This is a genomic window from Mesorhizobium sp. P170090, from assembly GCF_057786115.1.
Window position 1 is genome coordinate 4921651 of the sequence record NZ_JBYNWH010000001.1, and the last position, 13832, is coordinate 4935482.

The 13832-nt window shown below is 62.3% G+C and carries 13 protein-coding genes; all 13 read right to left on the reverse strand.

Features of this window, described 5'->3' with window-relative positions; all coding sequences use genetic code 11:
• Positions 1–248: 248 nt before the first annotated feature.
• Complete coding sequence (locus tag AC3EML_RS23875) at positions 249–932, reverse strand: ABC transporter ATP-binding protein (protein WP_023685211.1); 684 nt, start codon at positions 930–932, stop codon at positions 249–251.
• The gene (locus AC3EML_RS23880; protein WP_023731225.1) at positions 929–2260 is read right to left on the reverse strand and encodes a lipoprotein-releasing ABC transporter permease subunit; all 1332 of its coding nucleotides are present in this window, start codon (positions 2258–2260) and stop codon (positions 929–931) included. Before AC3EML_RS23880 ends, AC3EML_RS23875 begins: the two co-directional genes overlap by 4 nt.
• The gene (proS, locus tag AC3EML_RS23885; protein WP_023670802.1) at positions 2257–3585 is read right to left on the reverse strand and encodes a proline--tRNA ligase; all 1329 of its coding nucleotides are present in this window, start codon (positions 3583–3585) and stop codon (positions 2257–2259) included. The genes AC3EML_RS23880 and proS overlap by 4 nt, the downstream gene beginning before the upstream one ends.
• Positions 3586–4314: 729 nt before the next feature.
• Complete coding sequence (locus AC3EML_RS23890; RefSeq protein WP_023670803.1) at positions 4315–4599, reverse strand: DUF1467 family protein; 285 nt, start codon at positions 4597–4599, stop codon at positions 4315–4317.
• Positions 4596–5000 carry a methylmalonyl-CoA epimerase gene (mce, locus tag AC3EML_RS23895; RefSeq protein ID WP_352521997.1) on the reverse strand — a complete coding sequence of 135 codons (405 nt, stop codon included), beginning with the start codon at positions 4998–5000 and terminating at the stop codon, positions 4596–4598. Before mce ends, AC3EML_RS23890 begins: the two co-directional genes overlap by 4 nt.
• A 97-nt stretch (positions 5001–5097) precedes the next feature.
• Positions 5098–6771, reverse strand: coding sequence for a ribonuclease J (locus AC3EML_RS23900; protein ID WP_023739141.1), 1674 nt, complete (start codon positions 6769–6771; stop codon positions 5098–5100).
• Between the two features lie 32 nt (positions 6772–6803).
• The gene (locus AC3EML_RS23905) at positions 6804–7625 is read right to left on the reverse strand and encodes a biotin--[acetyl-CoA-carboxylase] ligase (protein ID WP_352521998.1); all 822 of its coding nucleotides are present in this window, start codon (positions 7623–7625) and stop codon (positions 6804–6806) included.
• A 4-nt stretch (positions 7626–7629) separates the two neighbouring features.
• Positions 7630–9066: an NADH-quinone oxidoreductase subunit NuoN gene (nuoN, locus tag AC3EML_RS23910; protein WP_023706136.1), complete on the reverse strand. Its 1437-nt coding sequence runs from the start codon at positions 9064–9066 to the stop codon at positions 7630–7632.
• 18 nt (positions 9067–9084) lie between these two features.
• On the reverse strand, positions 9085–10590 hold the full coding sequence (locus AC3EML_RS23915) for an NADH-quinone oxidoreductase subunit M (RefSeq protein WP_023670808.1): 1506 nt from the start codon (positions 10588–10590) through the stop codon (positions 9085–9087).
• The gene (gene nuoL / locus AC3EML_RS23920; protein ID WP_023746862.1) at positions 10590–12563 is read right to left on the reverse strand and encodes an NADH-quinone oxidoreductase subunit L; all 1974 of its coding nucleotides are present in this window, start codon (positions 12561–12563) and stop codon (positions 10590–10592) included. The genes AC3EML_RS23915 and nuoL overlap by 1 nt, the downstream gene beginning before the upstream one ends.
• Positions 12564–12573: 10 nt before the next feature.
• Positions 12574–12882 (reverse strand): NADH-quinone oxidoreductase subunit NuoK, encoded by a 309-nt coding sequence (gene nuoK, locus AC3EML_RS23925; protein ID WP_023670810.1) that lies wholly within the window; start codon positions 12880–12882, stop codon positions 12574–12576.
• 7 nt (positions 12883–12889) lie between these two features.
• Positions 12890–13150 carry a hypothetical protein gene (locus tag AC3EML_RS23930; protein WP_023670811.1) on the reverse strand — a complete coding sequence of 87 codons (261 nt, stop codon included), beginning with the start codon at positions 13148–13150 and terminating at the stop codon, positions 12890–12892.
• 2 nt (positions 13151–13152) lie between these two features.
• Positions 13153–13773, reverse strand: a complete 621-nt coding sequence (locus AC3EML_RS23935) for an NADH-quinone oxidoreductase subunit J (RefSeq protein WP_352521999.1) — start codon at positions 13771–13773, stop codon at positions 13153–13155.
• Positions 13774–13832: the final 59 nt, after the last annotated feature.

A 13832-nucleotide genomic window follows, 5' to 3' on the forward strand; every position in this document is an offset into this window, starting at 1 on the left:
CAGAAACGCACTCATGCACACCAACGAAACGACGTCCTGAACAAGATCGCTCATAACTCTCTCCTGTTGTTGCTATGTTCGTATTTTGTTCTAACTTTGTTCGAAAGTCAATGAGCGGAAAGCGGCATGCCGACAAATCCTGACAGCCGGTTTGGGCAGGGTTAAGGAAAGGTTGACGGGGTGACGGCAGTGCTGACGGAGGGCGCATCGCATGCCTTTGCGATCGGCCGACACGCACCAGTTGGGGCCTACAACGGAACGACCTTGCCGTCCGCCAGCGTCACCCGGCGGTCCATGCGCGAGGCGAGCTCGTGATTGTGGGTGGCGATCAGCGCGGCAAGTCCGGACTGCTTGACCAGCGCGCCAAGCGCCTCGAAGACATAGGACGCGGTGACCGGGTCGAGATTGCCGGTCGGCTCGTCGGCCAAAAGCAGCAAGGGCGCATTTGCGACCGCGCGAGCAATGGCGACGCGCTGCTGTTCGCCGCCGGACAGCTCCGACGGCCGGTGCGACGCGCGCTTGCCAATCTGCATATAGTCGAGCAGCTGTGCTGCGCGCTCCGACGCCTCCTTGCGCGAAAGCCCTTTGATCAGCTGCGGCATCATGATGTTTTCCAGTGCCGAAAACTCCGGCAGCAGATGATGGAACTGATAGACGAAGCCGACATCGTTGCGGCGGATTGCCGTGCGTTCGTCGTCGGAGAGCCGTCCGCAGGCGCGGCCGGCCAGAATGACGTCACCGGCGTCGGGGCGCTCGAGCAGGCCCGCCGTGTGCAGCAGCGTCGACTTGCCGGTGCCCGACGGCGCCACCAGCGCCACCATCTCGCCGCGCTTCAGCGAAAAGTCGGCGCCGTTCAAAATGGTGAGCTTGCGCGGCCCCTGGACATAGTGCCGCTCGACGCTCTTCAGCTCGATAATGATCTCGGACTTCATTCGTATCTCAAGGCCTCGACCGGATCGAGCCGTGCGGCGCGCCATGCCGGAAACACGGTTGCAAGGAAGGACAGGCCGAGCGCCATCAGGATGACGTAGGTGGTCTCGCGTGGGTCCATCTTTGCCGGCAGTTGGCTGAGGAAATAGAGTTCCGGATTGAACAGCACCTTGCCGGTCATCCAGGAGAAGAACTGGCGGATCGATTCGATGTTGGTGCAGATGAGCACCCCGAGCAGCACGCCGGCGAGCGTGCCGGTTACGCCGATCGCAGCGCCCGTCATCAGGAAGATGCGCAGGATGGCGCCGCGCGAGGCGCCCATTGTGCGCAGGATGGCGATATCGTGGCCCTTGTCCTTCACCAGCATGATCAGGCCGGAGATGATGTTGAGCGCCGCCACCAGCACGATCAGCGTCAGGATCATGAACATGACGTTGCGCTCGACCTGCAGTGCTGAAAAGAACGTCTCGTTGCGCTGGCGCCAGTCGACCATGTCGATCGGCCGTTGCGCCGCCGCATCGACCAGCGGTTTCAGCGCGTCGACATTATCGGGATTGTCGACATAGATCTCGATCGTCTGCGCCCTGCCGTCCATGTTGAAATAGAGCTGCGCTTCGGAAAACGGCATGTAGACGATGGAGCTGTCATATTCCGACATGCCGACCTCGAAGATCGCCGCCACCTTGTAGCCCTTCAGCCGCGGCGTCGTGCCCATCGGCGTGACGTCGCCATCCGGCGATATCAGCGTGATGGTGTCGCCAAGCACAAGGCCGAGATTTTCCGCCATACGCTTGCCGATGGCGACGCCCTCGCCGGAGTCGAAACCGTCAAGCGTGCCTTGTTTGACGTTTTTGGCGACGATGGCGATCTTGCCGAGATCCTCGGCGCGTATGCCGCGCACCAGCGCGCCCATGCCGCCGCCGACATTGCCTTGCGCCAGCACCTGGCCGTCGATCAGCGGGATCGCGTATTTGACGCCGGCCACGCCGTTGATGCGGGCTGCGACCTGCGCATAGTCCTCAAGCGGCGAATCCAGCGGCTGCACGATCAGATGGCCGTTGACGCCGAGGATGCGGGTCAGAAGTTCGGCTCGAAACCCGTTCATGACAGCCATGACGACGATCAGCGTGGCGACGCCTAGCATGATGCCGAGGAAGGAGATCGAGGCGATGACCGAGATCACCGTCTCCTTGCGGCGCGACCGCAAATAACGCCAGGCGACCATGCGTTCGAACATGGAGAACGGGCCGGCGACCGGAGATTTGGCGACCGGAGACTTGCCAACCGGAGACTGGGCTACCGAAGACTTCGCTGCCGCGGCTTCGCTCATGCGGTTGCACCGAAGCGTTTCCTGGCCTCCGCGACCGGCAGCGTCTCGCGCTCGCCGGTCCGGCGGTTCTTGATCTCGATCTCGCCGGCGGCCACGCCGCGCGGCCCGACGATCACCTGCCAGGGCAGGCCGATCAGGTCTGCGGTGGCGAACTTGCCGCCCGGCCGCTGGTCGGTGTCGTCGTAAAGCACATCCTTGCCGGCGCTGGTGAAGGCGGCGTAGAGCTCGCCGCAGACGCGGTCGCACTCGGCGTCGCCGGCCTTCATGTTGATCAGGCCGATGTCGAACGGCGTCACCGCTTCCGGCCAGATGATGCCGTTATCGTCATGGCTGGCCTCGATGATCGCTGCCACCAGCCGCGACGGACCGATACCGTAGGAGCCGCCGGAAACGAAATGATCCTTGCCGTCGGGCCCGGTCACCTTGGCGCCCATGGGCTTGGAATATTTGTCGCCGAAATGAAAGATGTGGCCGACCTCGATGCCGCGTGCCGAGACCCGGTCGGCTTCGCCAAGCTTGTCCCAGGCCGCCTCGTCATGCATCTCGTCGGTGGCGGCGTAAGGCGTCGTCCACGTTTTGACGATGTCGGCGATCTCGCCGTCATTGCCGAAGTCGGTTTTCTCGCCGGGCACCTGGAGCGACAGATATTCGCGGTCGCAATAGACCTGGCTCTCGCCGGTGTCGGCCAGGATGATGAATTCATGGCTGAGATCGCCGCCGATCGGCCCGGTGTCGGCCCGCATCGGAATGGCCTGCAGCCCCATGCGCGTGAACGTCCTGAGATAGGATACGAACATGCGGTTATAGGCGGCCTTCGCGCCCTCGAAATCGAGGTCGAAGGAATAGGCATCCTTCATCAGGAATTCGCGCGAGCGCATGACGCCGAAGCGCGGCCGCACCTCGTCGCGGAACTTCCACTGGATGTGGTAGAGGTTTAGCGGCAAGTCCTTGTAGGACTTGACGTAGGCGCGCACGATCTCGGTGACCACTTCCTCATTGGTCGGACCGTAAAGCATGTCGCGGTCCTGCCGGTCCTTGATGCGCAGCATCTCCTTGCCGTAATCGTCATAGCGGCCGCTTTCGCGCCACAGATCGGCCGACTGGATGGTCGGCATCAGGATTTCCAAAGCGCCGGCGCGGTTCTGCTCCTCGCGGATGATGCGGCAGACCTTGTCCAGCACCAGCTTGCCCAGCGGCAGCCAGGAAAAGCTGCCCTGCCCCTGCTGGCGGATCATGCCGGCACGCAGCATCAGCCGGTGCGAGACGATCTCGGCCTCGCGCGGATTTTCTTTCAGGATGGGCAGGAAAAACTGCGACAAACGCATGGACAGGTCCGTGAGAGAGGAGGCTGCGCCGGAATCGGCGCGGCTGGCTTGCTTGCCCCGGCTTCATAGCTATTTCGTGACGGAATGGAAACCCGACCGGCCGCATCGGCCGGAAATCGCAAAAATCGATTCTTCTTCCAAAGACCTTCGCACCGAAAACGATAATGCTTTTGATACAAAATGATGACCTGACTCCGAAGTGCTCACACACGCTTTGCGCGTCCGGGCGACGCGGCACACCTGACCAGATTAAGGCGGCAGCCCCGGTGTTGTTCGTTTCGCAAGCAGAGCCTGCCGCACTATTGTGCACTGCAGCACAGATTGCCCGATTGCGGGCAAAATTCTGCGTGACAATTTCATCAGGGTTAGGCTAGTGTGCCCCGATAACCGAGAGGGTAGAGAAAAATCTGCTCTCCTACGCGGTCAAAGTCTTGGGAGGATGCGATCTAGGCGCGGTTACCCGCTGCCGCCGGAAACCGGAAAACAGATCGGAACGCGTTTAAATTGCAAGGCCTTGTGCCTTGCATTTTTTTTGCCCGATCATCTGGTTAGATCAACCTGTTCCCAAATCACGTGAGCTTGCGTCAGCCTGATGCCCAGTCGTGATTCTAATACGGGTGGGCCATGCCTGGCCGCCTATTGCGCATCGCAAGCTGGTGAGACAAAACCTGAGTTTGGCGCTCCGAAACAGGCACAAACATCCCAGCCGATCTGCCGGCGTGAAAGTGTTTAGTTAGCCGGTGCCTGGCTGGCTTCGGGGATGATGTGCGGGACTTCGTCGAGGCTGTAACCCAGCCCGTGCGTCAGGCTGTAGAAAACCCCCATGACGACAGCCGTGACGATGGTGGTGCGGATCACGGCGCGCAGCATATGCGGTCCGCGCGGCGCGCTCGCAACCGTGCCCAGCGTCACGTCCTGGTCGTCATCCTGCGTCTTGACGCTGAACGGCAGCACGATGAACAGCATCAGCCACCATGTGATGAAGAACAGCGCGGCAAACGAAATCCAGCTCATGCCTGCTCCAGTTCGACCAGCGTGCCGAAGAAATCCTTGGGATGCAGGAACAGCACCGGCTTGCCGTGAGCGCCGGTTTTGGGATTGCCGTCGCCCAGCACGCGGGCGCCGCTTGCTTTGAGGTGATCGCGCGCGGCAAGGATGTCGCCGACCTCGTAGCAGACATGATGCATGCCGCCGAAGGGGTTCTTGTCCAGAAAGGCCGCGATCGGCGACCGTTCGCCCAGCGGCTCCAGGAGTTCGATCTTGGTGTTGCCGACATCGACGAACACCACGGTAACGCCATGCTCGGGCAGCGCTTGCGGCGCGGTGACCTTCGCGCCAAGCGTATCGCGATAGGCCGCAATCGCCGCGGCCAGGTCCGGCACGGCAAGTGCTACATGGTTCAGGCGTCCCAGCATGAAGTGCTCCACAAGTTAAGGGAGTAGGAAATGGGCAGTAGGCAGTAGTGATACATCTGCATTTTTCTCCACTGCCTACCGCCTACTGCCTATTCCCTCACCTCGTCACAAACACCGTCACCAGCGGCTTCTTGCCCCAGGCCTCGTTGGCGGCGCCGCGCACGGCGCGGCGCACCGCTTCCTGCACCAGATCGAGGTCCTTGCGGCGCTGGCGAGGGATCGAGTCTACCGCGCCGACGGCCGCGTCGAGCATCAGATCTTCCATGTTTTCGCCACGGGCATCGGCCTCGGCGACGCCGATGGCGACCAGATCGGGATCGCCGGCGAGCTCATATTTGTCGTCGAGCACGACATTGACCGCGACATGGCCGGCGAAGGATAGCTTGCGCCGGTCGCGTATGCCCATCGCCTGGTCGGTGCCGATCAGCCTGCCGTCCTTGTAGATGCGGCCGAACGGCACCTGGTCGATGATCGTGGCCGGACCCGGCGCCAGCCGCAGCATGTCGCCGTCGCGCACCTGCGCCACCTGGCCGATGCCCGACGTCGACATCAGCGATCCCTGCGCCACCAGATGCGCGGCTTCGCCATGCACGGGAACGCCGATCTGCGGCCGCACCCACTCATACATCCTGCGCAATTCGCTGCGGCGGGGATGGCCGGAGACATGCACAAGCGCGTCGCCATCCTCGATGATCTTGATGCCGAGGTCGATGAGGCGGTTCTTGATCTCGAGGATCGCCTTCTCGTTGCCGGGAATGGTGCGTGAGGAAAACACCACCGTGTCGCCGGCCGTCAGCGACACCGATTTCATCTCGTCGCGCGACAGTTTTGCCAGTGCCGCCAGCGCCTCGCCCTGGCTGCCGGTGCAGATGATGACCAGGTTCTCGCGCGGGATGAAGCCGAAATCCTCTTCGGCGATGAACTCCGGCAGCCCGTCCATGTAGCCGAGCTCGCCGGCGACATCGATGACGCGTTTGAGCGAGCGGCCGAGTACCAGGCACTGGCGGCCGGCATCGCGCGCCGCCTTGGCGATGGAGACGATGCGTCCGACATTGGAGGAGAAGGTGGTGACGGCGACACGGCCGACAGCGCTCTGGATGACGCCCCTGAGGCCTTCCCCCACCGCCACTTCCGACGGCGATTCGCCTTCGCGCAGCGCATTGGTGGAATCGCAGATCAGCGCCAGCACACCCTTGTCGCCATAGGCGCGAAACCGCGCCTCGTCGGTTTTCGGACCGATCGTCGGTTCCGGATCGATCTTCCAGTCGCCGGTATGGATGACGGTGCCGGCCGGCGAGGTGATCGCCAGCGACATCGGCTCGGGGATCGAGTGCGCCACCGGAATGGCCTCGATCGAGAACGGGCCGACAGTGAATGTTTCGCCTGCCCGGTAGATCGTCACCGGAATTTTCTTCGGCGCGCCCTGCTCGCCCTGGCGCTTGGCGTCCAGCAGTCCGGCGCTGAACGGTGTCATCCACACCGGCGCCTTCAGCTTCGGCCAGATGTCGAGCAGCGCCCCGTAATGGTCTTCATGCGCGTGGGTGATGATGATGCCGCGCAGGCCGGCGAGGTTCTCCTCGATGAAGCGCGTATCGGGCAGGATCAGGTCGACGCCCGGGTGCGCTGCGTCGGGAAAGGTCACGCCGACATCGACGACGATCCACTCGCGCGCGCTAGGCGGCCCATAGCCGTAAAGGGCGAAGTTCATGCCGATCTCGCCGACGCCGCCGAGCGGCACGAAGACGAGTTCGGCGTTTTGCGCTTTCGCCATCAAATTTCCCTTCCCGGCCCTTGCGGCCAGCTCTAAATCTTTGCCGACGCGACGGCGCCGAAATGCACGTCGCCGGCGGCTACCGTCACGACCGACCCCTCATCATCGCGGATCACGAAACGGCAGTCCGCGTCAATGGTCTCGAAGGTACCGCGCACCACATTCCCGTCAATCCTGACAGCAACCTCGCCGCCAAGCCCCGCCGCGCGCGCCAGCCAGCGACGCCGGATGGCGTCGAGCCCGCGTCCGTCATCCCACAGCCGGGCATTGTCGGTCCAGGCATCGGACAGCGCCAAGAACAGCGTTTCGGCGTCGCATGTCGCGCCCAGCGCCTGAAGCGATGTCGCCGGATACGGCAAATCCGGCGGATGCGCCACCACATTGACGCCGATGCCCACCGCCACCGCGAAACGGCCGCCATCGAGAATGGCCGATTCCAGCAGGATGCCGGCCAGTTTGGCGCCGGAGGCAAGCACATCGTTCGGCCATTTCAGCTCGAAGCGGTTCTGCCCTCGGCTGGCGCCGTCGAGGCCGATGGCGATCCTGCCCTTCGGCACCACGGCGTCAAGCGCATCGGCCAGCGACAGGCCGGCGACGAAGCCCAGCGTCGCCGCCAGACGCAACTCACCGCCGGTGATGACCAGCAATGTCGCCGCCAGATTGCCCTCGGGAGATACCCAGGCCCTGCCGCGGCGGCCACGGCCGCTTTCCTGCTTCTTGGAAACGACCCACAATTTGCCGGGGTCGCCTGCCCTTGCATGGTCCAGCGCAAGCGTGTTGGTGGAACCCACGCTGTCATGGGCCTCGAGCCGGAACCCTTCCGTCTCAGAGGTTGGAGCCAGCCGAAATGCCATCCGGTCAGAAAAATGTCTTGGCGGCGGCTTCGGCGTAGGTCGCGATCGGACCGCCGATCAACACATAGAACAGCACGAAAGCGCCGGAGACACCAAGCACGAGGCGCAGCTCAACCGCCATCGGCACGAAGCCACCGGCCGGTTCGTCGAACCACATGATCTTGATGATACGCAGATAGTAGAAAGCGCCCACGACGGAGGCCAGCACGCCGATGATCGCCAGCGCATAGAGGTTGGCGTTGATGGCGGCGAGGAACACGTACCATTTCCCCCAGAAACCGGCGAGCGGCGGGATGCCGGCCAGCGAGAACATCAGGATGGTCAGGATCGTCGCCATGATCGGGTTGGTCGACGACAGACCGGCGAGATCGCTGATCTGCTCGACATTGCCTTCCTTGCGCCGCATGGCGAGGATGAAGGCGAAGGTGCCGAGCGTCATGACGAGATAGATCAGCATGTAGATGGCGACGCCGCGCACGCCGGCCTGGCTGTTGGCGGCTAGGCCGACCAGCGCGTAGCCCATATGGCCGATCGAGGAGTACGCCATCAGCCGCTTGATGTTGGTTTGGCCGATCGCGGCGAAGGAGCCGAGCGCCATCGAGGCGATCGAGATGAAGACGATGATCTGCTGCCAGTCGGAAGCGATCGGCTTGAAGGCGCCCATGGTGACGCGCACGATCAGCGCCATTGCCGCCATTTTGGGGGCAGCCGCCAGGAAGGCGGTGACCGGCGTCGGCGCGCCCTCGTAGACATCGGGCGTCCACATGTGGAACGGCACCGCGGAAATCTTGAAGGCAAGACCGGCCAAAACGAAAACCAGGCCGACGACGAGGCCGAGCTGGCGCTCACCGCTGCCAAGCGCCGAGGCGATTTCCTGGAAGCCGACATTGCCGGTGTAGCCGTAAATGAGGCTGATTCCGTAAAGCAGCATGCCCGACGACAGCGCGCCGAGCACAAAATACTTCAAACCGGCCTCGGTCGAACGCAGATTGTCGCGATTGATCGCCGCCAGCACGTAAATCGCCAGCGACTGCAGTTCGAGGCCGAGATAGAGCCCGATCATGCCGTTGGCCGAGATCATCAGCATCATGCCGAGCGTGCACAACAGGATCAGCACCGGGTATTCGAACTTGTCGAAATGCTCCTGCCTGGCGAAGCGCATCGACATCACCAGCGTCACCGCCGAACCGATCAGCGACAGCACCTTCATGAAGCGGGAGAACGGATCCTGGATGAAGGCGTTGCCATAGGCTGCGCCCTGCCCCGTGGGAAAGATCAGCCATAGGCCTGCGATCACCAGCACGGCGACGGCAAGGACAGTCACCAGAATGGCAGTGTTGGCGCGCGAATAGGCGCCGACCATCAACAGCGCCAGCGCGCCGATGGCGAGGATCAGCTCCGGCGTCGAGAGCGAAAGGCTGGAATAAAGGTCCGGCGTCATGGTTCGCAAAACCTCTGGTCAGTTCGCCGCCGCGGTCTGCGCGGCGCCGATGGATGCGGTGACATTGGTGACGAGCGCCTTGACCGACTGGGCCGTGGCATCGAAGACGGGAGCGGGATAAACGCCGAAGAAGATGACCAGCACGACCAGCGGGTAGATGATTGCCTTCTCGCGCGTCGACAGATCGAGCAGGCCCTTCAGGCTTTCCTTGGTCAGCGCGCCGAAGATGACCCGGCGGTAGAGCCAGAGCGCGTAGGCCGCCGACAGGATGACGCCGGTGGCGGCGAAGAAAGCCACCCAGGTGTTGACCCGGAACACGCCGAGCATGGTCAGGAACTCGCCGACGAAGCCTGACGTGCCGGGCAAGCCGACATTGGCCATGGTGAAGATCAGGAACACGGTTGCGTATTTCGGCATGTTGTTGACCAAGCCGCCATAGGCGTCGATCTCTCGCGTGTGCATGCGGTCGTAAATGACGCCGACGCACAGGAACAGTGCGCCCGAGACGAGGCCGTGGCTCAGCATCTGGAAGATCGCGCCCTGCACGCCTTCCTGGTTCATGGCGAAGATGCCCATGGTGACGAAGCCCATATGGGCGACGGAGGAATAGGCGATCAGCTTCTTCATGTCCTCCTGCATCAGCGCCACCAGCGAGGTGTAGATGATGGCGACGACCGACAGCGTGAACACCAGCGGTGCGAACATTTCCGACGCCAGCGGGAACATCGGCAGGGAGAAGCGCAGGAAGCCGTACCCGCCCATTTTCAACAGTATGCCCGCCAGGATCACCGAGCCCGCCGTCGGCGCTTCGACGTGCGCATCGGGCAGCCAGGTGTGCACCGGCCACATCGGCATCTTCACCGCGAAGGAGGCGAAGAAGGCTAGAAATAGCCATGTCTGCATGTGGGCCGGGAAGTTGTGCGTCAACAGCGTCGGGATGTCGGTGGTGCCCGCCTGGAAGAACATCGCCATGATGGCGAGCAGCATCAGCACCGAGCCGGCCAGCGTGTAGAGGAAGAACTTGAACGAGGCATAGACGCGGCGCTTGCCGCCCCAGACGCCGATGATGATGAACATCGGGATCAGGCCGGCCTCGAAGAAGACGTAGAACAGCACGATGTCGAGCGCGCAGAACACGCCGATCATCAGCGTTTCCAAGAGCAGGAAGGCAATCATGTAGGCCTTGACGCGCTTGTCGATCGCTTCCCACGACGCCAGGATGCAGAGCGGCATCAGGAACGTCGTCAGGATGACGAACAGCATCGAAATGCCGTCGACCCCCATATGGTAGGAGATGCCGGAATCCAGCCAGGCAAATTTCTCGACGAACTGGAAGCCGGCCTGCGAATTGTCGAAGCCGGTCCAGATGAACAGCGAGATGATGAAGGTGGCTGCCGTCGTCGTGAACGCGATGGCGCGGATGTTGCGACGCGCATTCGGGCTGTCATCCCTGATGAACAGGATCAGCAGCACACCTACAAGCGGCAGGAAGGTGACCAGCGAGAGGATTGGCCAGGCGGTCATCAGAGCATCATCCAGGTGACGAGTGCGGCCACGCCGATCAGCATGGCGAAGGCATAGTGATAGAGATAGCCGGTCTGTAGCTTGACGACGCGGTCGGTGACATCGACGACGCGCGCCGAAATGCCGTCAGGGCCGAGCCCGTCGATGATGGTGCCGTCGCCGGTCTTCCACAAGAACCTGCCCAGCGCCTTTGCCGGCCGCACGAACAGGACGTCGTAGAGCTCGTCGAAGTACCATTTGTTGAGCAGGAAGGCATAGAGCAGCCGATGGTTGGCGGCGACGCTCCGGGGCAGTTCCGGCGAGCGGATGTAGAACTTCCAGGCGACGGCAAAGCCGATGATCATGGCGACGAACGGTGCCAGCTCGACCCACAGCGGCAATTCGTGGATATCGTGCAGGATGTGGTTGTCCGGCAGCGTGAACAGCGAGGCCTTCCAGAATTCGGTATAGCCTTCGCCGATGAAGGCGCCATGGAAGATAACGCCGGCAAACAGCGCGCCCGCGGCCAGGATGAACAGCGGCACCAGCATCACCGGCGGCGATTCATGGACATGGTGCATGACGTCGTGGCTCGCCCGCGGCTCGCCGTGGAAGGTCATGAAGATCAGCCGCCAGGAGTAGAAGGAGGTGAAGCAGGCGGCGATGACCAGCAGGACAAAAGCGAGGCCGGCGACCGAATTGTGGCCGGCAAAGGCAGCCTCGATGATGGCATCCTTGGAGAAGAAGCCGGCGGTGCCGATGACGGTCACCGGAATGCCGACGCCGGTCAGCGCCAGCGTGCCGATCACCATCATCCAGTAGGTCTTCGGAATGAGCTTCCGCAGGCCACCCATCTTGCGCATGTCCTGCTCGTCGGAGACGGCATGGATGACCGAGCCGGAGCCCAGGAACAGCAGCGCCTTGAAGAAGGCATGCGTGAACAAATGGAAGATCGCCGCGCCATAGGCGCCGACGCCGAGCGCGACGAACATGTAGCCGAGCTGCGAGCAGGTCGAATAGGCGATGACGCGCTTGATGTCGTTCTGAACCAGGCCGACGGTCGCCGCGAAGAAGGCGGTGAAGGCGCCGATGAAGGTCACCACCGTGAGCGCCGAATGCGACAGTTCGAAGAGCGGCGACAGCCGCGCCAGCATGAACACGCCGGCCGTCACCATGGTGGCGGCATGGATCAGCGCGGAAACCGGCGTCGGGCCTTCCATCGCGTCCGGCAGCCAGGTGTGCAGCGGCACCTGCGCCGACTTGCCCATGGCGCCCATGAACAGCAGCAGGCAGACGATGGTCATGGCCGCCTGCTTGTCCAGCGCATAGCCGAGGAAGGTCAGCACGGCGGCCCCTTGCGGCGCGCCTTCAGCCGGAATGAACGTCGCGGCATTGGCGAAGATGGTGCCGAGATTGACCGAGCCGAACAAAACGAAGACGCCGAAAATGCCGAGCGCGAAGCCGAAATCGCCGACGCGGTTGACGACGAAGGCCTTGATGGCAGCGGCATTGGCCGACGGCTTCTTGTACCAGAAGCCGATCAGCAAATAGGACGCGAGACCCACCCCTTCCCAGCCGAAGAACATCTGCACCAGATTGTCCGCCGTCACCAGCATCAGCATGGCGAAGGTGAACAGCGACAGATAGGCGAAGAAGCGCGGCCGGTTCGGATCGTGGTGCATGTAGCCGATCGAATAGATGTGGACCAGCGCCGACACCGTGTTGACCACCACCAGCATGACCACCGTCAACGTATCGATCCTGAGCGCCCAGGACGCGTCCAAGCCGCCGGATTGGATCCAGCGCAGTACCGGCACGGTGAACACCTCGCCTTCGCCGAAGCCGACGGAGAAGAAGGCGACCCAGGACAGCACGGCCGAGATCACCAGGAAGCCCGAGGTGATGTATTCCGATGCCTTGGCGCCCAGCGAATTGCCGAACAGACCGACGATCAGGAAGCCGAGCAGCGGAAGGAAGACGATCGCTTGATACATGTTAGCCCCGTCAACCCTTCATCTGGTTCACGTCTTCGACCGCGATCGAGCCGCGGTTGCGGAAGAAGACGACGAGAATGGCAAGACCGATGGCCGCTTCGGCGGCCGCGACCGTCAGCACGAACAGGGCAAACACCTGGCCGACGAGATCGCCCAATGCCGCCGAGAAGGCAACGAAATTGATGTTGACCGCCAAAAGGATCAGCTCGATCGACATCAGGATGACGATGATGTTCCTGCGGTTCAGGAAGATGCCGAACACGCCGAGCGTGAACAGGATCGCCGATACGGTCAGGTAATGTGCGATGCCGACGACCATGGCCAGATCAAACCTTTCCCGGCATTTGTTGAATCATTGAACGCGCGGATACGATGGCGTCCAAAAGGCTGTCTATGGCAGAAGGCTCGAAGATAACTGTTGCATCATTCCGGCCTGCCCCCTGAACGTACGTGAAATCTTCGCTCTTGATGTTCAGCGTAAGATTCCCGTCGCGATTCCAGACGAATACCCAGGCCTTTTCAGTCGAATCAACCCGCCAAGAGGCAACCTGCTCTCCCCAATATTTTTTCTTCAAACGACCGAACATCGTCAGAGCCCCTCGCCCGAGTTGACCTTGCGGATTTCCATGCCTGTCGCCGGCGTGCGGCCGACCTGGGCTGCGATCGACTGCCGCTTGATCCCTTCCTTGTGGCGCAGCGTCAGGACGATGGCGCCGATCATGGCGACCAGCAGGATGAGGCCCGAAATCTGGAAGTAGTAGAGGTAGTCGGTATAGAGGATGTCGCCGAGTGCTGCGGTGTTTGTCCGCGCGGCAAGATCCGGGATGGGTTTGGAGACCGTCGAGGCCAGTTGCGGCGCGAAGGTGTAGCCGCCGAGCACCACGATCAGCTCGGTCGCCAGGATCAGCCCGACCAGCGCGCCGATCGGCGCATATTGCAGGGCGCCTTCCTTCATCTCGGCGAAGTCGACATCGAGCATCATGACGACGAACAGGAACAGCACCATGACCGCGCCGACATAGACGACGAGCAGGATCATCGCCAGGAACTCGGCGCCGGTCAGCATGAACAGGCCGGCGGCGTTGAAGAAGGTCAGGATCAGGAACAGCACGGAATGCACGGGGTTGCGCGACGAAATGACCATGAAGGCCGACGCCACCGCGACAAAGGCGAAGAGGTAGAAAAAGGCCGCCTCTAGTCCACTCAGCATTGGGGATCCCCCGGGGTTCCTGTCCAAACAGGACATCCGTCCTGTTTGATTTCTGCGAC

Coding starts and splice junctions, on each gene's coding strand:
- AC3EML_RS23875 (WP_023685211.1), bottom strand. CDS start 932: ATGAAGTCCGAGATCATTATCGAGCTGAAGAGCGTCGAGCGGCACTAT.
- AC3EML_RS23880 (WP_023731225.1), bottom strand. CDS start 2,260: ATGAGCGAAGCCGCGGCAGCGAAGTCTTCGGTAGCCCAGTCTCCGGTT.
- proS (WP_023670802.1), bottom strand. CDS start 3,585: ATGCGTTTGTCGCAGTTTTTCCTGCCCATCCTGAAAGAAAATCCGCGC.
- AC3EML_RS23890 (WP_023670803.1), bottom strand. CDS start 4,599: ATGAGCTGGATTTCGTTTGCCGCGCTGTTCTTCATCACATGGTGGCTG.
- mce (WP_352521997.1), bottom strand. CDS start 5,000: ATGCTGGGACGCCTGAACCATGTAGCACTTGCCGTGCCGGACCTGGCC.
- AC3EML_RS23900 (WP_023739141.1), bottom strand. CDS start 6,771: ATGGCGAAAGCGCAAAACGCCGAACTCGTCTTCGTGCCGCTCGGCGGC.
- AC3EML_RS23905 (WP_352521998.1), bottom strand. CDS start 7,625: ATGGCATTTCGGCTGGCTCCAACCTCTGAGACGGAAGGGTTCCGGCTC.
- nuoN (WP_023706136.1), bottom strand. CDS start 9,066: ATGACGCCGGACCTTTATTCCAGCCTTTCGCTCTCGACGCCGGAGCTG.
- AC3EML_RS23915 (WP_023670808.1), bottom strand. CDS start 10,590: ATGACCGCCTGGCCAATCCTCTCGCTGGTCACCTTCCTGCCGCTTGTA.
- nuoL (WP_023746862.1), bottom strand. CDS start 12,563: ATGTATCAAGCGATCGTCTTCCTTCCGCTGCTCGGCTTCCTGATCGTC.
- nuoK (WP_023670810.1), bottom strand. CDS start 12,882: ATGGTCGTCGGCATCGCACATTACCTGACCGTATCGGCGATCCTGTTC.
- AC3EML_RS23930 (WP_023670811.1), bottom strand. CDS start 13,150: ATGTTCGGTCGTTTGAAGAAAAAATATTGGGGAGAGCAGGTTGCCTCT.
- AC3EML_RS23935 (WP_352521999.1), bottom strand. CDS start 13,773: ATGCTGAGTGGACTAGAGGCGGCCTTTTTCTACCTCTTCGCCTTTGTC.